This is a genomic window from Anaeromyxobacter sp. SG64, from assembly GCF_022690745.1.
GTDB lineage: Bacteria > Myxococcota > Myxococcia > Myxococcales > Anaeromyxobacteraceae > Anaeromyxobacter > Anaeromyxobacter soli.
Map to the genome: position 1 here is coordinate 31,410 of NZ_JALCZB010000029.1, position 18,588 is coordinate 49,997.

15 protein-coding genes and 1 tRNA gene are annotated in these 18,588 nt (G+C 71.6%); 8 read left to right on the forward strand and 8 right to left on the reverse strand.

Annotated elements, in window-relative coordinates; translation table 11 throughout:
- Window positions 1-76 precede the first annotated feature (76 nt).
- Entirely contained in the window at window positions 77-634 is a 558-nt protein-coding gene (locus tag MNZ29_RS11110) for a hydrolase (RefSeq protein WP_242337971.1), read from the forward strand.
- 128 nt (window positions 635-762) lie between these two features.
- On the opposite strand, the gene MNZ29_RS11115 is transcribed toward MNZ29_RS11110, so the two are convergent.
- The gene (locus MNZ29_RS11115; protein WP_242337969.1) at window positions 763-1,359 is read right to left on the reverse strand and encodes a sensor histidine kinase KdpD; all 597 of its coding nucleotides are present in this window, start codon (window positions 1,357-1,359) and stop codon (window positions 763-765) included.
- A 474-nt stretch (window positions 1,360-1,833) separates the two neighbouring features.
- Between MNZ29_RS11115 and MNZ29_RS11120 the strand changes: the two genes are divergently transcribed.
- From MNZ29_RS11120 to MNZ29_RS11130, 3 genes are all read left to right on the forward strand, one after another.
- On the forward strand, window positions 1,834-2,328 hold the full coding sequence (locus MNZ29_RS11120) for a flavin reductase family protein (protein ID WP_242337967.1): 495 nt from the start codon (window positions 1,834-1,836) through the stop codon (window positions 2,326-2,328).
- Window positions 2,329-2,546: 218 nt separating this feature from the next.
- Window positions 2,547-2,620 (forward strand) — tRNA-Pro (locus tag MNZ29_RS11125).
- A 154-nt stretch (window positions 2,621-2,774) separates the two neighbouring features.
- Window positions 2,775-3,194, forward strand: coding sequence for a hypothetical protein (locus tag MNZ29_RS11130; protein WP_242337965.1), 420 nt, complete (start codon window positions 2,775-2,777; stop codon window positions 3,192-3,194).
- Window positions 3,195-3,787: 593 nt separating this feature from the next.
- On the opposite strand, the gene MNZ29_RS11135 is transcribed toward MNZ29_RS11130, so the two are convergent.
- Genes MNZ29_RS11135 through MNZ29_RS11150 form a run of 4 tightly spaced genes read right to left on the reverse strand, consistent with a single transcriptional unit; the run spans window position 3,788 to window position 12,127 of the window.
- A complete protein-coding gene (locus MNZ29_RS11135; RefSeq protein ID WP_242337963.1) occupies window positions 3,788-5,128 on the reverse strand; it encodes a DUF2399 domain-containing protein in 1,341 nt (446 codons plus the stop codon).
- A complete protein-coding gene (locus tag MNZ29_RS11140) occupies window positions 5,125-9,270 on the reverse strand; it encodes an SbcC/MukB-like Walker B domain-containing protein (RefSeq protein WP_242337960.1) in 4,146 nt (1,381 codons plus the stop codon). The genes MNZ29_RS11135 and MNZ29_RS11140 overlap by 4 nt, the downstream gene beginning before the upstream one ends.
- 14 nt (window positions 9,271-9,284) lie before the next feature.
- A complete protein-coding gene (locus MNZ29_RS11145; RefSeq protein WP_242337958.1) occupies window positions 9,285-10,592 on the reverse strand; it encodes a DUF2398 family protein in 1,308 nt (435 codons plus the stop codon).
- Entirely contained in the window at window positions 10,589-12,127 is a 1,539-nt protein-coding gene (locus MNZ29_RS11150; RefSeq protein ID WP_242337956.1) for a DUF2397 family protein, read from the reverse strand. Before MNZ29_RS11150 ends, MNZ29_RS11145 begins: the two co-directional genes overlap by 4 nt.
- A gap of 185 nt (window positions 12,128-12,312) precedes the next feature.
- On the opposite strand from MNZ29_RS11150, the gene MNZ29_RS11155 reads away from it, so the two are divergent.
- From MNZ29_RS11155 to MNZ29_RS11165, 3 genes are all read left to right on the forward strand, one after another.
- Window positions 12,313-12,891, forward strand: coding sequence for a type IV toxin-antitoxin system AbiEi family antitoxin domain-containing protein (locus tag MNZ29_RS11155; RefSeq protein WP_242355220.1), 579 nt, complete (start codon window positions 12,313-12,315; stop codon window positions 12,889-12,891).
- Window positions 12,888-13,787: a nucleotidyl transferase AbiEii/AbiGii toxin family protein gene (locus tag MNZ29_RS11160; RefSeq protein WP_242337952.1), complete on the forward strand. Its 900-nt coding sequence runs from the start codon at window positions 12,888-12,890 to the stop codon at window positions 13,785-13,787. The genes MNZ29_RS11155 and MNZ29_RS11160 overlap by 4 nt, the downstream gene beginning before the upstream one ends.
- A gap of 88 nt (window positions 13,788-13,875) precedes the next feature.
- A complete protein-coding gene (locus MNZ29_RS11165; protein ID WP_242337950.1) occupies window positions 13,876-14,460 on the forward strand; it encodes a hypothetical protein in 585 nt (194 codons plus the stop codon).
- 46 nt (window positions 14,461-14,506) lie between these two features.
- On the opposite strand, the gene MNZ29_RS24935 is transcribed toward MNZ29_RS11165, so the two are convergent.
- On the reverse strand, window positions 14,507-14,674 hold the full coding sequence (locus tag MNZ29_RS24935) for a helix-turn-helix domain-containing protein (RefSeq protein ID WP_200860884.1): 168 nt from the start codon (window positions 14,672-14,674) through the stop codon (window positions 14,507-14,509).
- A 235-nt stretch (window positions 14,675-14,909) separates the two neighbouring features.
- On the opposite strand from MNZ29_RS24935, the gene MNZ29_RS11175 reads away from it, so the two are divergent.
- Window positions 14,910-16,010 (forward strand): toll/interleukin-1 receptor domain-containing protein, encoded by a 1,101-nt coding sequence (locus MNZ29_RS11175; protein WP_242337948.1) that lies wholly within the window; start codon window positions 14,910-14,912, stop codon window positions 16,008-16,010.
- 7 nt (window positions 16,011-16,017) lie between these two features.
- Here MNZ29_RS11175 and MNZ29_RS11180 read toward each other — a convergent pair whose 3' ends face one another.
- On the reverse strand, window positions 16,018-16,647 hold the full coding sequence (locus MNZ29_RS11180; RefSeq protein ID WP_242337946.1) for an ABATE domain-containing protein: 630 nt from the start codon (window positions 16,645-16,647) through the stop codon (window positions 16,018-16,020).
- Between the two features lie 95 nt (window positions 16,648-16,742).
- On the reverse strand, window positions 16,743-18,323 hold the full coding sequence (locus MNZ29_RS11185) for a hypothetical protein (protein WP_242337944.1): 1,581 nt from the start codon (window positions 18,321-18,323) through the stop codon (window positions 16,743-16,745).
- Window positions 18,324-18,588 lie beyond the last annotated feature (265 nt).

Here is an 18,588-nt window from a genome sequence, read left to right on the forward strand (position 1 = left end):
GGGTGGGCCCCCGACGACGGCGGCCAGCCGTCGGCGGGGCGGGGGCGCGACCCCCGTTCGAACTGGAGGTGACGCGATGGGACGCAAGGTGAAGCTGGATCGCACCACGGCGGCGGTGCTGGTGGTGGACGTGCAGGAGCGGCTCACGCCGGCGATGCCGGAGGAGACGCTCGAGCGGCTCGTGAAGTACGCGCGCGCCACGATCGGCGCGGCGAAGGAGCTCGGGCTGCCGATCCTCGCGACCGAGCAGTATCCGAAGGGGCTCGGCCGGACGATCCCGGAGCTCCGCGAGCTCCTCCCCTCCCCGCCCCTCGAGAAGACCCGCTTCTCCTGCGGCGCCGACCCCGGCTTCGCCGCCGCGCTCGAGCAGACCGGGCGGCGGCAGGTCATCGTCGTGGGGATGGAGACGCACGTCTGCGTGTTCCAGACGACGCGCGATCTCGTGGCGATGGGCTACGAGGTCCACGTCTGCGCGGACGCGGTGTCGAGCCGGACCGAGGAGCACCGCCGCGTGGGCCTCGAGCTCTGCCGCGAGGTCGGCGCCATCGTGACCACCGCGGAGACCGCCATCTTCGACCTCCTGCACGAGGCCGCGACCCCCGAGTTCCGGAAGGTGGCGCCGCTCGTGAAGTAGCGGAGGCCGACGACCTGCCCGCTCGCGCCGAGCCGTTCGGCGGGCGAGCGGGACGGAGTCGGCGTCGGCGGCGGGAGTCCCTGGGCTCCTGCCTGCCGGGGCGCGGCAGGCGGAGCGGTTCCGACCGCCTACTCGAGCTCGAGGGCGTCTTCCTCGGCGCGCACCGCGCGCGCTGGGGAGCGCGGCAGCGTCGCGACGTAGCAGGTACCGGCGCGGGTGCGCACGCGCGCGAGCCGCCCGCGATGCTGCAGCACGATCTTCCGCGCGACGACGAGGCGGAGCGTACCGACGGTGTCGTCGGCCCCGTCGGGGCGGACGCCTTCCTCGAAGTAGGTGACGAAGCGGTCGCCGCGCGCGAGCGGCCGCGGGAACTGGACGCGGAAGACCACCTCGTCCTCGTACTCCCGCCAGCGCAGAGACACCGGCCCGGCGCCGGCGGAGCGCTTGATGGCGTCCTCGAGGAGGATCGTGATCGCGTAGGCGACGCGCCTCGCGTCCCATTCGCCCGACCCCTCCCGATCCGGATCCGGGGAGTAGTCGACGTCGTCGGCCAGGGCCCGGACCTCCGCCAGCGCGGCGGGGCAGAGCTCGGCCAGGCTGGTGGGCGTCCACTCGAGCGGGAACTCCCCTTCCTCGCCCGGTGTCCGGGCGGCAGGACGCTCGATCGGCTCCCGGGGAGCCTCCCTGGAAGGCAGCTGATCCATGTGGTTCGTCTCGATCGACACGTTTTCCTCGCTGCGCCGTTGGGCGTGAATTGCCGACTGGTGTGTATGGAACGGGCGCCGGATGTCCGGAAATTCCTGCCCCCTTCCTCGCCTCGTCTTGCTCTCGGCGGCCGAGGAGCCGAGCGATCGCTCGTGCTCCGTCGCCGATACGAGGGCGCGGGGACGCGTGCGGAGATCGACCGCGAGTGGAAAGTCTGCCCATCGTGCGGCCAGCAGGCGCGTCTCACGCCCCCCGTCGAGCGCGCCGCGGGGTGGATCGCTCGGCGGCGGACCGCTTCGCGGCGCGACCCGTCGCCGGCTTTCTCCGCCGGCCAGGTTCACGGTCCGTGCTCGCCGTCAATGCCTGCGCCCGGGCGCGACGCTCCCGCTCCCCTGTCGCCACTCTCCGTCCCCGCCCCGCGCTCGGGGCCCGCCCCGAGGGGAGGAAGGCGCCGTCCTCGATCCCGGAGCAGGATTCGCGCCGGAGAGACCCCCATGCCCACGCGCGCCGAGACGATGCCTTTCGAGGAGGTCCTGAAGCGCTTCCCGTTGCCGGTGAGCGTCGTCACCGTCGGCCGCGGAGGCGCGGAGAACGCGCTCAGCGTGTCGTGGGCGTGCCCCGTGTCGTTCGACCCGCCGCACGTCCTCATCGCGTTGGACCGGCAGCACTACTCGATCGACTTCCTCGTTTCGACGAAGAACTTCGCGCTCAACATCCTCAAGGCCGACCAGCGGCGCATGGCCGGCCACTTCGCGCGGCAGAGCTTCACGGGCGAGGACAAGCTCGACGCGGTGCGCACGCACGAGGGCGTCACCGGAGCGGCGCTCTTCGACGACGCGCTCGCCTGGCTCGACTGCGAGCTGGTGCGGACGCTGGAGGTGGGCGATCACCTGCTCTGCATCGGCCGCGTCGTGGACGCGCGCGTGCTCGCCGAGGGCCCGGCGCTCCTCACCACGGACGGCGTGCAGTACGGGAAGGCGCGCCCCTGAGCCGCGCAGCCGGCGGTCGGGCCCCCGCCAACGGCCGCGCAGCGCTCGGCGCGGGTGCTCGGAAGGCCTGATTCCCCGCGGACGCGGACTCCCCGGCCGCCCCGGCGCCCCGCCTCGTCGTCCGGGCTCCGGGGCGGAGCGGCCGGCCCGCCGAACGGCACCGTTCCCCCGTTGACCGCCTCGGGTCGCGGTGCTACGTATCCGCTCCCCGCAGTTCCCGGGGCGTAGCGCAGCCTGGTAGCGCACTTGCTTGGGGTGCAAGTGGTCGCTGGTTCAAATCCAGTCGCCCCGACTTCCAAGAGCCCGTCACCGGTCGGTTTCCGGTGGCGGGCTCTGTTTTTTTCGGGCGTCCTGTGCGCTTCGTGGTGCGTTTTTCCGCGGCGCGTCCTCGGCGCTCGGCTCCCGTTTCACGAATCGTGTGGGCTTCGTTCGTGTATCTTCGAAAGATGCGCGCGCTGACAACCGCCCTCCTGTTCCTCATCGCAGCGGCAACGTCCCCAGCCTGGGCTGACGCTCCCGAGCGCGCCCGGGGCATCTCGGTTCACATGCTGCCCCGGCGCGTCGCCGACCTGGGCGGCAGAAAGTGGGGTCTGGTCGTCGATTACGCTGAGTACCTCAAGCCGGAGCCCGCCCAGCCGGTGCTTCAATCGCCGTCCGAGCTTCTCGCTTTCACCCGAAAGCAGGACACGAGCGTCCAGGCGAACGGCGTCTGGATCGTGACGACGCACCCGGACGCCTACTCCGAGCAGGAGAAGAAGCTCATCGACGACATCAAGGCGGTGTGCCGCAAGGAGCGAATCCCCCTGTTCATCGCGCGGGCGTCGCAGCTCCCCGCGGGATGGCAGCGATACGACGACAGGCAGTAGCGGACGCGCTCGGAACCGACGCCCAAGCCTACGACGACACGCTCCCGTATCGCCTCGCGTTTCGGGCTGAACTTCTTGCGCAGCGCTCGCCCCGTGCGACGTCGTGTTGACGCTCACCAGGAAGCGCGCTTTTCTGAACCAGCCGTGCGCGGCGTGATGAGACGCCCGTCGGAGGGAGCATGGGGGGCAGGCATTTCGTTCGCGGTCCTGACGAGTGGTGCGATCCTGATCGCCGCCGGCGTCTGCATCGCTTGGTTCGCCCCCTGGATCCAGCTGACCGGGCTCCGGCTGATGGGGCAGCCGAGAAATGCAGTCGCGGCTTGGTCGTACCGGGTCGCATCCTCACGAATGAGCCTGAACAGCATCCGGTCATCGGGCGCCGGTGTGATTCTGATCGGCGCATTCCTCGTGTTCGTCGCGTCGCGACGCGGCTTGGCTCACCCAACACTTCCGCCCAGCGATCCGCCTCAAAGTCGCAGGTATCCGCAGCGGCAATGAACTTCGTAAGCAGCAGAAGGCGTCCATCGCAATATCGCGCGGCGTCGTCGGAACCCGAGGCGCCGTCCACGTGTCGGCTACAGCTGACGCCTTGACTACGGAGTCGGCGCCGCCGTTATCGCCGGAGCTTCGGCGCCGTCCATCGCCGGTGGCGCTCCGACGCGGAGGTCTTGCATCAATAATGGAAGGAGCGCCTCCTCGTACGCTGCCGCGCCTGTCGCGCGCATCGTCTCGGTGAGGCGTGCGTCCCACGGCGCCTCGGGCAAGCGATCAACATCGAGCCTGGTACCAGCGGCGACGTCCGCCGGAACGCTTGAGAGATAGTCCCCGGCCGCCATCCTCCATGGCGTCGCCGCGGGAATCGCCGCGAGCACCGCCGCGACGTGTCCGAGGCCTGCCTCGTCGAAGTCCGCTCGCACGGCGACGCGCCACCCGGCAGCCGCGAGTCGAGCGATGGCATCGATCTCACGTCGCGACGGAGTACCGTCCGTACAGAGAAGCCGGACGTCACAGTCGTCCGCCAGATCCGCAGCCGCCGCAGAGACGGACGGGTTCTCGGTAACGAAGACCCATCGCTCGCCCTCCCCCGCTCGCGGCCACTCGCATCGACTCAGAACACGCGGCGAGAGTGTGATCGCCGCACCAGCGGGTACGTTCCAGCCCACCGGGATCATCCCAACGGCGACAAGACCACCCGTTACGTCGTCGCACTCGACGCCGACCTCGGCCCACGCCGAGCGCGGGCGCTGCCGTGGCCGTATGGTTCCGTTCGCCGCCAGGATCGCAAGCGTCAGGCCAGCCAACGGGGTCCCACCGTCGAGCCCGTGAGGATCTCCGGTCACGTCGGACGCGAGCCTGCGGCGATCGACGCAAGCCGTGTCCGGAGGGAGGGCCGCCAACACGCCGTTCACGCGCTGGAGCAGCGAGGACGCGTCTCCCGCGGAGAGGAGCCGCGCGACCCAGCCGTTGCGCCGCAGCGCCGCCCAGACGACCTCGCGGTCAAGGCCACCCGCGACGCGCGGCGACTTCGCCGACAGCGTCTCCACGAACGCCTCGTGGAGGCGTCGCTCGCCGTCGGTCCGGTCCGCTTCCGCCCTCGCCCGCGTGGCGAGCGCGCGCCCCATCGCGTGCGCGGCGACGGCACCGGGGGTGAGGAGCGGGCCGCGCACGCGCAGCCTGTCAGCGAGATCCGACAGGTCCACTCGCCGCGACTGACCGGCCTTGAGCCCGCGTCCTCCAAGGAGGCCGCCGGCGGCGGCGCGCGGGTCCGGCTCAGTCGGCGCGCGGACGTCCAGGATCCCAGACGCGAGCGCCGGGTCGCCACGGCGATCCGCCGCCGCCGCGACCTGCTCCCAGAGCCACGCGAGGCGCGGGTCCAGCAGCGGCCCGAGGTCGGCACCGACGCACGCGCCGCCGCACAGCTCGCAGCCCTTCATGACCGCCGCTCCGGCGCGGACGTCTGTCCCGGGTCCGGGATCGCGGCGAGTCCGCGCACGAGCATCGGGAAGGCGACGACCGTGCCGTCCGGTCCCGCTTCCAGGTCGTGCGCATCGATCCCGTCCCACGCCCCGGGACACCCGTCCCACAGGTAGCTCGTACAGACGAGATCGAGGTCGAGCGCGGCGATGTACCGCGCCAGGCCTTCGCGTCCGCGCTCGTCGACTTCCGCCGGAACCTCGTCGAGCGGGACGATGCGCAGCGCCTGCGGTCCGAACCGATCGTACGCCGCCGCGATGGCCGCCAGCATGGGGGCGAGCACGACGAGGCGGCGCTCACCTCCGGACAGACCGGTCTTCGAGTTCCAGCGCTGCGACTTGCCGCCGGGCCGGGTGATCTCGTACTCGAGGTCCACCCACTCCCGGACGTCCACGGCCGAGGCGACGCGCTGCTGCATCGACTCGCCCGGCGCCGCCGCGAGGAGCGCCTGCAGCGCCTCCCCGAGGCACCGCTGCTGGTCGGGCGTGCGCTCCGCGTCGGACACCTCACAGGCGAGCTCGAGCACGGTTTTCGACGCGGCCGAGAGATCGTCGCCGCCGCGCCGCGGCACCCGAACCTGCACGCCGACGCCCGACGACGCCGACGCGGAGCGCATCTTCCGGTTCACCTCGGACACCCAGTCGTGGAGCCGTGTCCAGGCCGTGCCGATCGCTCCCGGAAGGCGACCAAGGACGAACTCCCGGAGCGCCCTCTCCTCCGACGCCTGGAGGGCCTGCTCGGCGCGGCGGCGCAGGGTCGCGGCGTGCACGGCCGCCTGCGTCGGAGTGTACGATTCGTCGCGATGCGTGAGGACCCACGTGAGCAGCTCGCCGTGGTCCTCGCCCGGATCGAGCGACCACGTCCCCGCGAGCCCAGCTCGAACCGTGTCGGCGCGCTCGCGGAGCGTCTTCTTCGTGATCGTCCGGCGGTCCCGAAGCTTGGACTCCACCTGTCGGAGAAGCGACTCGTCGTTCCCGGGCGGCTCGCCATCGAGGACCGCGTCCGCGACGCCGGGAACCTCGAGCAGCGCACGCAGGGCGCCGAGCGCCTCCGCCGCCCCGGGCTCCGCGTCGCGCAGCTTGCGCCCCGCTTCGTCGAGCGCGTGCCACGCCGCGGTCTCTCGCTGCACGGCCTCGAGCTGAGTCTTGCGCGCCGGGTCGAGCTCGAGCCGCAGCGGTGCGAGCCGCTTCTGCGCGGCCTCGTGCCGCGCGAGAACGTCCGCGATCGCGGCGCCCGCGGTCTGCTCGAGAACCTCGACGGCCTTTCTCGTGTCTGCGGCCTCTCTAAACGCCTCGCACGCGACGGCCTCGAATCGCTGGAGGTCCTCCACCTCCCCGACGGGCCGCCGAACGATGACGCCGGCGAGCCGGTCCGCCAGCTTCGCGAGGCGCGTCGCGCCGAGTCGCAGGCGACTTGCCGACGCGGCTCCTCCATCGCGCATCCGCTCGAGGCGGGGCAGCTCGGCCGGGAGCCCGACGGCGCGAGTCCGCTCGACCCACGCCGCGAGCTCTTGGCGCGCATTCGCATGGGCTTCGTCGCCGCGGGTCCGAGCCTCGCTCGCGTGGTCCTGCGCCTCGCGCGCGGCGCTCACGAGCGCCGCCCGCCTCGACTCGGCAGCGCGGAGCTGGGCGGTCGGCGGAAACCTCCGGGAGGCGATTGAGATCCCGTCCGCCTCCGCTCGGAGCTGAGCCGAGCGCCCCTCCCGCTCGGCGGCGTGTCGCTCGATCTCGACCGCCTGCGCGTCAAGCTCCTCCGCCTTCCGGAGCGCGGCCGCCCTCCGCCCGCGCGCGCCGACATGTCTGGATGAAGCCAGCTTCGCCGGATCGGCCGCCCCTGGAACACGCCCATGGAGGACACCCGCGCGGAAGGTGCCGTCCCTTCCGACGGTCAAGCCCGCGTCGTCGCACGAGGGCACGTCGGCAGTGGGCGCGAGCGCGATGCGCGCGAGGACGGCGGCCGCAGCGCCGGAGAGGGGGTGCTCCGGATCCACGGCGACGACGTCCGCGAGGCTCGGGGCGACCTCGCGCCCAAGGGCGTCGACCCGCCACGCCGGCGAGGAGGCGCCGCCGGGACTCAGCGTCGCGCCGAGGAGCCCCGCGGAAGCGAAGACCTCCTCGAGGAGCGCTCGCTCCCGCTCGTCGCCGAACGTGGGCTGCCACTCGAGCGCCGAGCCGAGGGCGACCTCGTCATCACCGGCGCCCGCCCACTCCGGCCTCGGAAGCGGCAGCAGCCGACCCTGCCGAAGCTCGCGCGCCTCGGCGCGGAGCGCCGCCGCGTCGCGGCGAAGGTCGCGCGCCGCGCCGGCCTCCGCCTGCGAACGGCTGCGGAGCTCGGCAGCCATTGCCTCGGCGCGTTGCTGCGCCTCCCTCTGCCATCCTTCGCAGGTCGCGAGCACCTGTCCCGGCTCCGCGGTCGCGAGCTCGTCGACGTCCGACGGCGACCATCCCTCGTCCTGCGCCTCCTCCGGCCGCTCCCCGCCGCCAGCGATGCCATCCGGCATCGCGAGGCGCGAGTTCGCCTGCGTCCACGCCGCGACCGCGGTCAGGAGCGCCGCGCTCTCCTCGCGCGCCGCTGCGTCGGCGCGTTCCGCCCTTGCGACGGCCGCGTCCGCGGTCGCCGCCGCCTCATGCGCGGCGCGCTCCGCTTCCACGGCCGCCGCCTCGGCCACTTGCGCCGTCCTGCGGTCGGCGAGCGCGAGCGCCGCCGCGTCCGACTCTCGCGCGCGGGCGTCGGCGGTCTCGTTCCAGGAGGCGGCTGTGGTTCTCAGGAGATCCGGAGTACCGTGGATCACGAGCTCGGGACCCGCGTCCGCCGTCACCGCACCCGCGCGAAGCACCGGCCGCGGAGCGTCGGTCCAGGACAGAATCGGCGGCCGGCGCGTGCTCCCCCCCTCGACCGCGTCGGCGACGCACTCGTTCACGTCCTCGATGAGGTTGTCGAGCTCGCGGCGGAGCGACTCGCCTCGCGACACGGCGGCCCGCGCCGCTCCCTGCATCGCTCTCGCCGCGGCGTCGCTCGCCCGAGCGCGGACGTCGAGCGTGGTCCTGAGGTCGGCGAGCCGCCCCGCATCCTGGTACGCCTGGTGGGCCTCGAGCGCTCGGACCTCAGCCTCTGCGTCCGCCACGGCACCTTCGAGGCGCCGGACGGCCGACGCGGCCGTCTCGAGCTCGGCGTGCGCCTTCTCCTGTTCGGTGCCGCGCGTCTTGAGCTGCCCCTGACACGCGCGCACCTTCTTCGCGGCCTCGAGCGCCGCGGAGTGCGCGCCCGTGACGACCTCCGCCGCGTGCGCGCACCACGCCGCACAGAACTCGCCGAGCAGCTCCGACGCCTCCCGGTCCTTCGCGAACGCCTGCCGTGTCGACTCCGACTCGGCCAGCGCTTCGGCGGTCGCGGCGACGACTTCGTCCGCCACGCCGGGCAGCGACTCGCGGAGGGCGTCCGCCGCGGCCTGCGGTGACACCTCCCCGAGCAACGTCGGGTTGCGTACCTGCCGTAGCCGTGTCGCGAGGGTGATCACGGGCTCGGTGTCTGCCGCGGCGAACAGCCGGGCGGCGAGGTGCGCCACGTACGCGTCCTCGTCCGCGAAGACCTGCCCGCGGCAGCGGATGACCTCGTGCTCGAACTGGTCCGCCGTGAGCGGCGTCCTCCCCTCGACGTAGAGAGCGAGGTCGTGAAGCGGGCGGCCCGGGACCGCGAACGGGACGACGCGGACGGGCGGCGATCCGCCTTCGGAGAACTGGAGCCTCACGCCGTACGACCAGACCCCCTCGTCCCCGGGACCGCAGAGCGTCAGCCATGCGTACCCGAAGCGGCGCTTGCCGGCCGCCCCCTCTCGCATGAGCGACGAGAGGCTCGTCGGCCGCGCCTTGCCTGCCGCGAGCCGCGTCGCGTTCAGGTCGAGCAGGTACGGCCAGAGCGCCTCGAGCGCGGTCGTCTTCCCGGTGCCGTTCGGACCGCGGAGCAGGAGCCGCCCGCTCGCGGCGGGCAGCTCGAGATCTCCGAACCGCCAGACGTTGCTCAGGCCAGCGCCGACGAGACGCCATCGGCGTCCGAACCTGTCCGGCGCGCCCGCCTGCCGCTTCGACGCGGTAACGTCCGGCATCTGCGGCGCAGCGTTCATTCCGAGCTCCCATCGGTATCAAAGTCGAACGCGAGCGCCTCCGCGCGCTTGCGCGCCTTCGGGTCCGGTGGCGCGGACCACCGCGCGGTCGCCGGCGAGAACCACCACCACGTGCCGGCTCCGCCGTTCGCGCTCAGGCGGACGAGGTCGAGGGCCGAGAGGAGACCCTGCACCGCTTCCGCGAGCCGCCGCGGAGCGTCCGCCAGCTCGCGCCGCCAGCCACCGCGACCGTCGGCGCGCGACCCCGCGAGCCGCCGGAGCTCCTCGACGACGTCGTCCTCGCGGAGCCCTCTCCAGCCCGGTCCCGGCCCTTCCGTCGTCGAGCCGAGCGCCCCCTTCAGCGAGGCGACCTGGGAGAGCAGGAGGGCCGCGTGAGGCACGGTTCCGGGGGCGGGGAACGCCACGGGCCCGAGCTCGTGGAGGTACCGGAATGCCTCCTCGGGAACCACGAACGCCGCGCCCTCGGCCCGCCGTTCCACCCTGAGGCCGAATGCCATCGCGAGCGGCGCGCCGTCGTCGCCGCGCACGCGCCGTGACAGCCAGTCCGACTCGGCGGGGTCAAGATCGACGACGTGCACGACGGCGTCGTCGACGAGCCGCCTGCGCATCCTGCGGGCGGGGTCCGGCTCGCGCTCAACTCGCTCGAGCCACGCGGCGGGGTCCTCCGCGGGACCTCCGGGGCCGAAGTTCGCGATGACGTGCGCGAGCCGCGCGTGATGGACGGCGAGCAGCACGGGCGCGTCCTCGTCCTCGATGAAGCCGTCGAGCTCACCGTCCACCTGCACGACGACGGCGCGTTCGTCGAGCATGCGCAGGGCGCGCACGATCGCTCGACGCTCCGCGATGTCGTGCGTCACTGGAAGGCCGGCTTCGGCCGCTGCGGCGCGCGCGGCGGCCACGAGCTGCGCGAGTCCGACGCGCGGCGCGACGGACTCGGCACCGGCGACGAGCAGGAAGAACCAGGACGCCTGGAGCGGCGTCGGACCATCCGCCGCCCACGCTCCGAGGCGCGCCGGCGGCGACTTGCGCAAGCGCACGAGGTCGCGCTCGACGACGAGAACCCACCCGAGCCGCGAAAGCGCGTCGCGGACGGCCGGGAGGTTCCGTCGGACGGCCGCGATCCCTTCGTCGTCGCGTCCCGACACGAGCCAGGGCCGCACGGCGAGCAGCCGAAGCACCGCGGCCGTCTCGGTGCTGGCCTCCGGCGCCCACCGCCGGCGCCGGGAGTGCTCGCTCGAGCGCGGCTCGTCATCAGGTCCGACGTTCGCTCCCGCCGCCGCCTCGATGCGATCTGCTTCGCTCATGTCGCACCGCCCGCGAGCACGATCCGGGGCTGGTCGTCTTCGTGGTGCACGGCCACCTCGGGCGCGCGGGCGGTCTCGGCCGGACGATGAAACACCGGAACGCGTCCCGGCGTGAGGACGCGCCACGTCGGTGCGACGACACACCCCAGGCCGGCGCCGGTATGGAAGAGCGTGCATCCGAGCCCGTCGTGGACCGCGACCCGGCGCCCGCCCTCGCTCCTCGCCCTCGCGGCGGCGGTGAGCGCCGCCAGCGCGACCCGAGCCGCCCGCTCGGAGAGCGACGCTCCCGCCCCCGCGATCAGCACTTCCTCGATGGCCGCGGCGTGCTCGGCCATTCGTTTCGCGCGTGCCTGGGCCACCGCGCTCCGCGCGGCAGCGTCGTCGCGAGCGGCGGGCGCGCGCCCGCGAGCCCCGGCGCGCCCGGTGAGCCGGAGGAGCTCTGGCACGTCGACCCGCGCGCTGTCGCGCCACGAGCGCACGCGAGGGAGATCGGCGTCCGGCGACTCGGCATACAGCTTTCGCCACGGGTGGTCGCCGAGCGCGGCGAGGAGAACTGCCGTGCCCAGCGTCGGGTGCGCACAGGCACGCGCCAGAGCGAGCGCGCGGCTGCGGTTCGTCGCGGTTCCCGACGACGTGTGGAGCCGGCGCAGGTTGACGTGCATGCCCGGCAGGGCGCGCACGAGCCTCAGGGCGAAACGCTCCGAGCGTCCGGAGTCGGGATCGAACCACGCGAGGAGCGCGTTCCAGTCCTCGACGGTGCCACCGCGCGACGCTCCGATCGCACCGCGCTCGATCAGCGCACGCGCATCCGAAGCACGGACCGCCGCAGCGGCGAGCTCGGTGAACCCGCCGCGCAGCGCGACGAGCGCGCGGTGCGCGCGCGCCGAGCCGCGTCCCAGCTCGACGGCCACGTGCGTTGCGTACCCGACCAGGAGCGACTTGAGCTCGGCCGTCGACTCCTCGTCCAGGTCGAACCGGTCGACGAGGGCGGCAAGGTTGTCCTCGGCGCCGACGAGCGCCGAGTCGAGGTCGTCGTGGTTGACGAAGAGCTGCCCGACGAGCCCCGCCGTGTCCGAGCCGAGCTGGGTGGATGCGACGAGCGCCTCGGCTGTCTCGACGACGCGCGCGAGGCTCGAGAGCGGGATCTCGCGAACGGTCGGCGTACCGGCGAGGACCTTCCGGTAGAACCGCTGGACCTGGCGTCCGACGGGCGTCGCCGTGTAGCGCCAGTTCCGGGCGAGCAGGTCCGCGTGCCTCAGGATCCGGGAGGCGTCGGTCCGGGCCGACACCGCTCCCCAGTCCCGGAGCTTGTCGAGGCGAGCTTCCACTAGCGCGTCCTCGATCGCGAGGCCCGTCGCCGCCCGAACCCGGGAGCCGACCTCGCGCGGGGTGAGGTCGGTGATCGACGACTCGAGCGCATCCATGATCGCGACGTACTGATCGGACTCGCGGACGACGAGGTAGACCAGCGCCGTCCGCGCGTCGGTGACCGACGCGACGAGCGACTCGGTTGTCGTGTCGTCCCGGATCGCCATGCGTGCGAGGGAGCACCACGCCGCCATCCTCGCAAGCGGCGCAGAACACCCCCCGTTTTCACCGTAGCAAACGGGACGGACACGGAGTGGCTGAGGCTCGACTGCGAGTCCCCCCCGCAGCGGATCGGCACCCGCGCACAGCCGCGCGCTTGCAGAAAAGGCAACGTAACGTTTAGATTCGCGCGGTGGCGCGTTCAGCCCAAAAGCCGAGCTGGGACAAGCTGTTCGCGACAGCTTCGGGTCAGGACGGCCTCTTCACGACCGAACAGGCCGCCGAGGCGGGCTACTACCACCAGCTCCTCAAACGGTACGTCGAGTTCGGCCGCGTCAGGCGAGTCCGCCGCGGGATCTACCGGCTCGTTCACTATCCGGCCGGCGATCACGAGGAGCTGGCCGAGGTCTGGCTCTGGTCGAAGCAGGCCGGGGTCTTCTCGCACGAGACGGCGCTCTCGCTGCACGGGCTCTCCGACGTCCTCCCGAAGCGCCTCCATCTCACGGTTCCGGCGGACTGGCGGGGGAGACGCCTCAAGATTCCCCGTGGAGTGGTGCTTCACCCCGCTACGGTTCGCGCCGAAGAACGAGCGTGGTTCGGCGCCGTCCCCGTGACCGAGCCGGGCCGAACCCTCCTCGACTGTGCGATGGCACACCTCTCCCCGGAGCTGCTCGCCCAGGCCTTCCAGCAGGCGGCGTCCCGGGGGCTCGTCTCGCCGGATCGGCTCGCGGAGGTCTCGCAGGCCGCCGGGCTGCGTGTGGTGCCAGGATGAAGCCCCGCGCGTACGCGACGCCGGCGGCGTTCAAGGCGGCCCTCGACCAGAGGCTACGGAACGTCGCCGAGCCGGGCGGCATCGCGCGGCGGCGGCAACTGCTCGTGTTCGATAGGTACCTCGCGCGCTTGGTGCGCGTCCTCGGCGACGCGGCCATCCTCAAGGGCGGCCTCGTTCTCGAGCTGCGCCTCGAGCGGGCGCGGACCACCCGCGATATCGACCTCCGCCTGGTCGGATCGCCCGATGGCTTGCTCGCGCGCCTCCAGGAGGCGGGCAGGCTCGACCTCGGCGACTTCATGTCCTTCGAGGTCAGGGTGGACGCCCGCCACCCCGACATCGCCGGCCCCGGCGTCCAGTACGAAGGCCAGCGGTTCCGGGCGGAGTGCCGTCTCGCCGGCATGCTCTACGGTCAGCCCTTCGGCGTCGACGTCGCGTTCGGCGATCCCATTCTCGGCGAGCCGGAGTTGATCACCGGCGGCGACCTGCTGGCGTTCGCCGGCATCGCCGCCCCCGAGCTGCGGGTGTATCCAGTCGAGACGCACGTCGCGGAGAAGCTCCACGCCTACACGCTTCCACGGGCGACACCGAGCACGCGCGTGAAGGACCTGCCGGACCTAGCGCTGCTCGGGCAGATCGGTCCGCGGGACGCGCGGCGGGTCCGAGCTGCGCTGGAGCAGACCTTCGGGTTCCGCGCCACGCACCCTGCGCCGTCGCGCCTCCCCGATCCGCCGACGGACTGGAAAGAGCCGTACGCGGCGATCGCCGAGGAAGATGCGCTCCCCTGGACCACGCTCGACGACGTCGTAGCGGCGGCCCGGGGGTTCCTCGACCCGGTGCTCGGCTCCGACGCACACGGAAGCTGGGATCCCGGCTCGTGGACATGGGACTTCACCTAGAGACGAGTGCGGAGCGCGAAGCGATGTCGACCACTCCGAAGGCCCGCGCAAGACGACCCGCCGTCGAGTCGCGTTCGATCCGCACCACATGATGGTCTGGCCCACGCTTCATCCACGGCCGCTCCGGACCGAGGACCTGGCGGACCAGTTCCGACAGTTCTTCGATGCGCACGTGTTCCTGGTGGGGGAAGACGAGTGGCCAGAGGAGCGTCCCGACACGGCCGAGGCGGTCGCCCACGTGCGGTGGCAACTGCTGCGGTACGACGTCCTGGTCAACGGCGGTGAGAACCCCCTCGTCTTCGCCGACGACGTGGATGCGGACCTCGGCCACCTCGGCTTCGTGCTGCTCGACGACGCTGGAATGCTCAAGGAGGAGCTCCGACCGACGCTCGGCGAGCCCGGCTTCGGCAGCTCGCTGCTCTACATCGACGCGATCGAGGTCGCGCCGGCCCAGGACACGTACGCGATGGCGGTCGAGCTCATGGAGCACGTCATCCGGCACCACTCCTCCGGGTGCTTCGGTGCCGTCTACTTCCGTGGCGTCCAGGAAATGCCCGACGTCCGCCTCGAGCGGGCGCTGCGCTACTTGCAGTTCCAGAAGGTCGGGACCGAGCCGATCTACTTCACGAACCTCGAGCACCGGCGCCCGGAACTCCCGGAGTACGACGAGTAGACCCCGGGCCCGGCTCCGCTCCCCCCTCGTCAGCGAGCCCCGCGGTTCACTCCCCGCCGCGGCGCAGGTACTCCGCAAGCGACGGCTCGGGCACCCGGATGGCATTCGAGACGCGGACGTGCCGGAGCCGTCCCTCCCGGCACAGCCGGTACACGGTCGCGCGGCAGACGGAGAGGCGCCGGGCGACCTCGGCGACGGTGAGGAGAGCCGACACGGACTGAGCGTCGCGCACCGCCGGCGCACCGTTTACCGTGCCACGGGGTGCGATCGGTGCCACGCCGTGGGATCCGGGCCCGGCGCGGCCATGAAGGATATCGAGTGGTTGCGAGGCGCTGCCACCCGGTGCCACCCTGTCCTCTCGGCCCATGGTCGCTTGGGGTGCAAGTGGTCGCTGGTTCAAATCCAGTCGCCCCGACAGCCTAAGAGCCCGTCACCCCAGAGGATTTGAGGTGACGGGCTCTTTCCTTTCCGGGCTCCGTGGTGCGTTTCGTGGGTGCGTTTCGGGAGGCGACACGTTGCCAAGCCCGCTGCTGCTGAAAACCCATCGGTCCCTCGTCGCTGCCCGCCTGCGTAGCCTCGCCAGCGAGGCCGAACAGCTCACGACCACGATTCAAGATTCCCCGAACGGCTTGCCCTTGGAGCACGCGATCGAGGCCGTCGAGCAGTGGGCAGTTCGCGTCACCGATATGCTCCGTGCCAGCTTCACTGACGACCGCGTCGCCGTCGACGTCGCCGAGGACCTCCATCGCACGATCAAAAGCGCCAAGGTGGTAGCGGGGGTTCCCTTCTCGAAGAGATCGCTCTCCGTCTCAGGCAGGATTCGGGACACCGCCAAGAAGATGGAGCGCTTGTCCCAGAACATCCGGATCTACGACGAGCCGCGGGGCCTGCCACCTCTCCAGCGCGCCGAACAGATAGAGGTTGCGCTGGACACCGTGCGTCAGTTCAACAAGGGCGCGAGCACGGTGGTCCCCCGGTCCGCGCCAGCTAGTCCGGCGCCGTCCGCAACGCCTGCAACCGACTCGGTTGCCGGATCGGAACCGTGCGCCCGCGCTGCCGCGACTACGCCAACGGCCCGCCTCGTCTTTATCAGTCACAGCTCGAAGGATGCGGGCCTAGCGTCGAAGCTGGTCCGGCTCCTGACCATGGCTGTCAAGCCGCCGCTGAACAAGGCGGATATCCTGTGTACGAGCGTCGCAGGCTGCACGCTGGAGGGTGGCGCGCAGACGCACGACCGTATCCGCGCGGAGGTCAAGGGCGCCCCGGTCTTCATCGGGCTCGTCACGTCGTTGTCCACCGAGTCGAGCTACGTACTGTTCGAGCTGGGCGCGCGGTGGATGGCCGGGGGGAGGACGATCCCGGTCTTGGGCCCTGGCGAAGGCTACGACCGCCTACCTGGACCTTGGAACCGCAACGTTAACGCTCTGAGGACCGATGACCGCGCGAAAGTGCTCCAGCTCGTCCGCGAGATCGCCCAGGAGCTGGGCCGAGACGTCGACTCCCCGGACGCCTGGCACGACGAGGCAGATGCGGTCGTGACCCATAAATAGTCGTGATTCACTGTTCGTTAACGAGACGCGCGGCCACGTTCCTGAGGTTCTCCCTCCCGAACACCGCGCCGACCCAGATCAGGATGAGCGCGGCGCCGACCGCCGCGTGCTCCAGCGCGTTACTGGTTGCGATGAGCCCTGGCTCCATGGACCTCATCAACTCGCCCGCGAGGCCGTGCGTCGCGGCGCTCATGCTCGGATAGCCCATCGCGTAGGCGTTCGCGTAGAAGTGCCCGGCCTCCTTCGCGCGCCTCCGCAACGTGGGGAACCGAGGGTATTTCGGGGAGGTGGTGAGCGGGCCACCGTTCAGGGCGTCCACGAACTCCCGCATGAACACGAGTGCCTGGTCCCGCATGTGCTGGCGGAACTGGGCCACCTTCATCTCGTCCTTGCCGACCCACCCGACGGTGATCCCGGCTTCCAGCAACGGGCGCGCGATCACCGCGACGTCATCGCCGTCGATCCCGTCCGCCGTGGCGACGGCGAGGACGGCGCGAATCTGGCTCCTCAGCCGGCGGAAGGTGTCGTTAGCGAGGTGGTGCAACGCGCCGCTGGGCGCGGGCAGGGAGGCGGAGTCGAGGAACGAGAGCAGCTCGCGAAAGGCGGCCAGGCGCTTCTCGATACGGGCCTGCGGCATGGCGTTAACGCTCGGGAGGTCGCGCCTAGCTCTTGGCAGGTGGGGCGCGCCGGCCGCTGCGGTCCTTAGGCATAGTCTTCGAGAGACGCGCGCACCTACGCCCCACGGGTTTGGAGGTGCCTCTCGAACCGACTGAGGTCGAGGATGGCGCGTCGGATCGAGCGGTAGTCGTCCTGCGGAACCTCCGCGTACACCTCCTTCCCGGCCTCGTCCTCGGTGGCGAACAGGCCGGAGGGCGCCTTCTTCGTGTTGAACAGGTGCACGTAGCAGCCGAAGTCCAGCGCGTAGACGTTGAAGCGCACCCCGGCAACGTCGCCGCCGCTCACGCCGCGCCGGACGACATGGAGGACGCGCGAGTCGTACAGGATGTCGATGAGCGGGTGGCTCTCGCCCTGCTTGAGCAGGAACGCGCGCGCGCGGCGCCCCCCGATCACCTGATCCACGATCCAGTTCAGCAACTCGGCCGCCTCCGTGTTCGCCGTGGCGGCGGGGAACTTGTCGCGCTGGTACCACTGTAGAGCAGCGTGCCGGATGTGCTGCACCGAGAGGCGCTCCTCGGCGGCCGCCTTCTGCGCCGCCTGCGAGAGGATGTTCACCGCGTCGCGCGGGACGCCCTCGGCGGCGCGCACCCAGTCGTCGAAGGCGTTGTGCTGCGTGAACGCGGCGGCGACGAGCGTCTCCGCGTTGAAGAGCGCGGGGTGCGTCTCCCCCTCCGCGGCGAAGACCGCCTCGACGTGCCGGAAGAGGAGGTCCCGGAAAAACGCCTTCGCGCGGTCCGGGTCGCTGTTCGCCACCATGAAGTCGTCGAGATCCAAGTTGGCGGAGGTGTCGGCCCCGAGTTCCAGGCCGATGTAGTCGCCGGGCACGGCGCTCGGCGCCCGAAACCGGGAGCGGTGCTCGATGGCGCCGATCTTCAGGGTCGCCCCCGAGACGGGGAGCACGCAGCGCTTGAGGAAGTCGGCCAGGAACGGTTGCAGGTCCAGCGGAACGACGCTCCATTCGTCCAAGATCAGCCAAAGGCGGCCGGCCGGGAGCGCTGCGACCAGGCTCGCGAGCTGCTTCGACGCCGCTCCGAAGTGGACGCGGTGCGTCTCCTGGCCCTTCTCGACCCGGCGCACCTCCCTCTTGCGCGTCTCCTCGGTCGCCGCCGTGTCCTCCCCCTTGAACGCGACCGGGTACCCGAGCGACATGGACGTCGCCGCCTTCTCCGAGAGCGTGGCGCTCTCGGCGAGTTCCCGTTCGACGGAGCCGCCCGTGACGCGCACGTCGGTCGCGACGTCCGCGAGCGCGTCCAGGCGAGGGAGCAGATCGGTGTACACCGAGTCGCTGAGCGCGATGTCCACGAGCGCGTCGTGGATCGCGCCGAACGTGTCCATGAGGAGCCGCGTTGCGCGCTCTGCGAGCGGCGTCGCCGTGTCGCCGTACAGGCCGCCGGACGAGCCGATGGTCCGCATGTCGACGTAGACGGCGATCTGCCCGCGGACGCGAACCCGCTCGGCCAGGAACTTGAGCGCGTGCGTCTTCCCCGTACCGCGCCTCCCGTAGAGGACCTGATGATCGCCGGTGGACAGGAGCGCGAACAGGTGCCCGACGTCCACGAACGTCTTGACGAGGACGGAGGGCTCGCCCCGCTCAGCGCGAAGCTGCACCTTGAGCAACGCGGTGTTGAGATTCACTCGAAGGTCTATACCGCAGGATCGCGCGCCCCGGCATCGTGGTCGCGCCCCACCTGCTCACCTTTGTAGAGTCGCGAGACGCACCACGGCGCGCACCGCGAGCACGCAACCGCGCAGAACCACAGCCCCATTGCCGCGGGTCAAGTCCCGTCTTCTGTGTGAATGGAACTCCGCGTGAAGCTCCTCGGCTGAATCACGCCGCCTTGGCGGCGGCGACGTCCTTCGACTTCAGCATCGACAGGTCCAGATAGCGACGGTCGGTCCA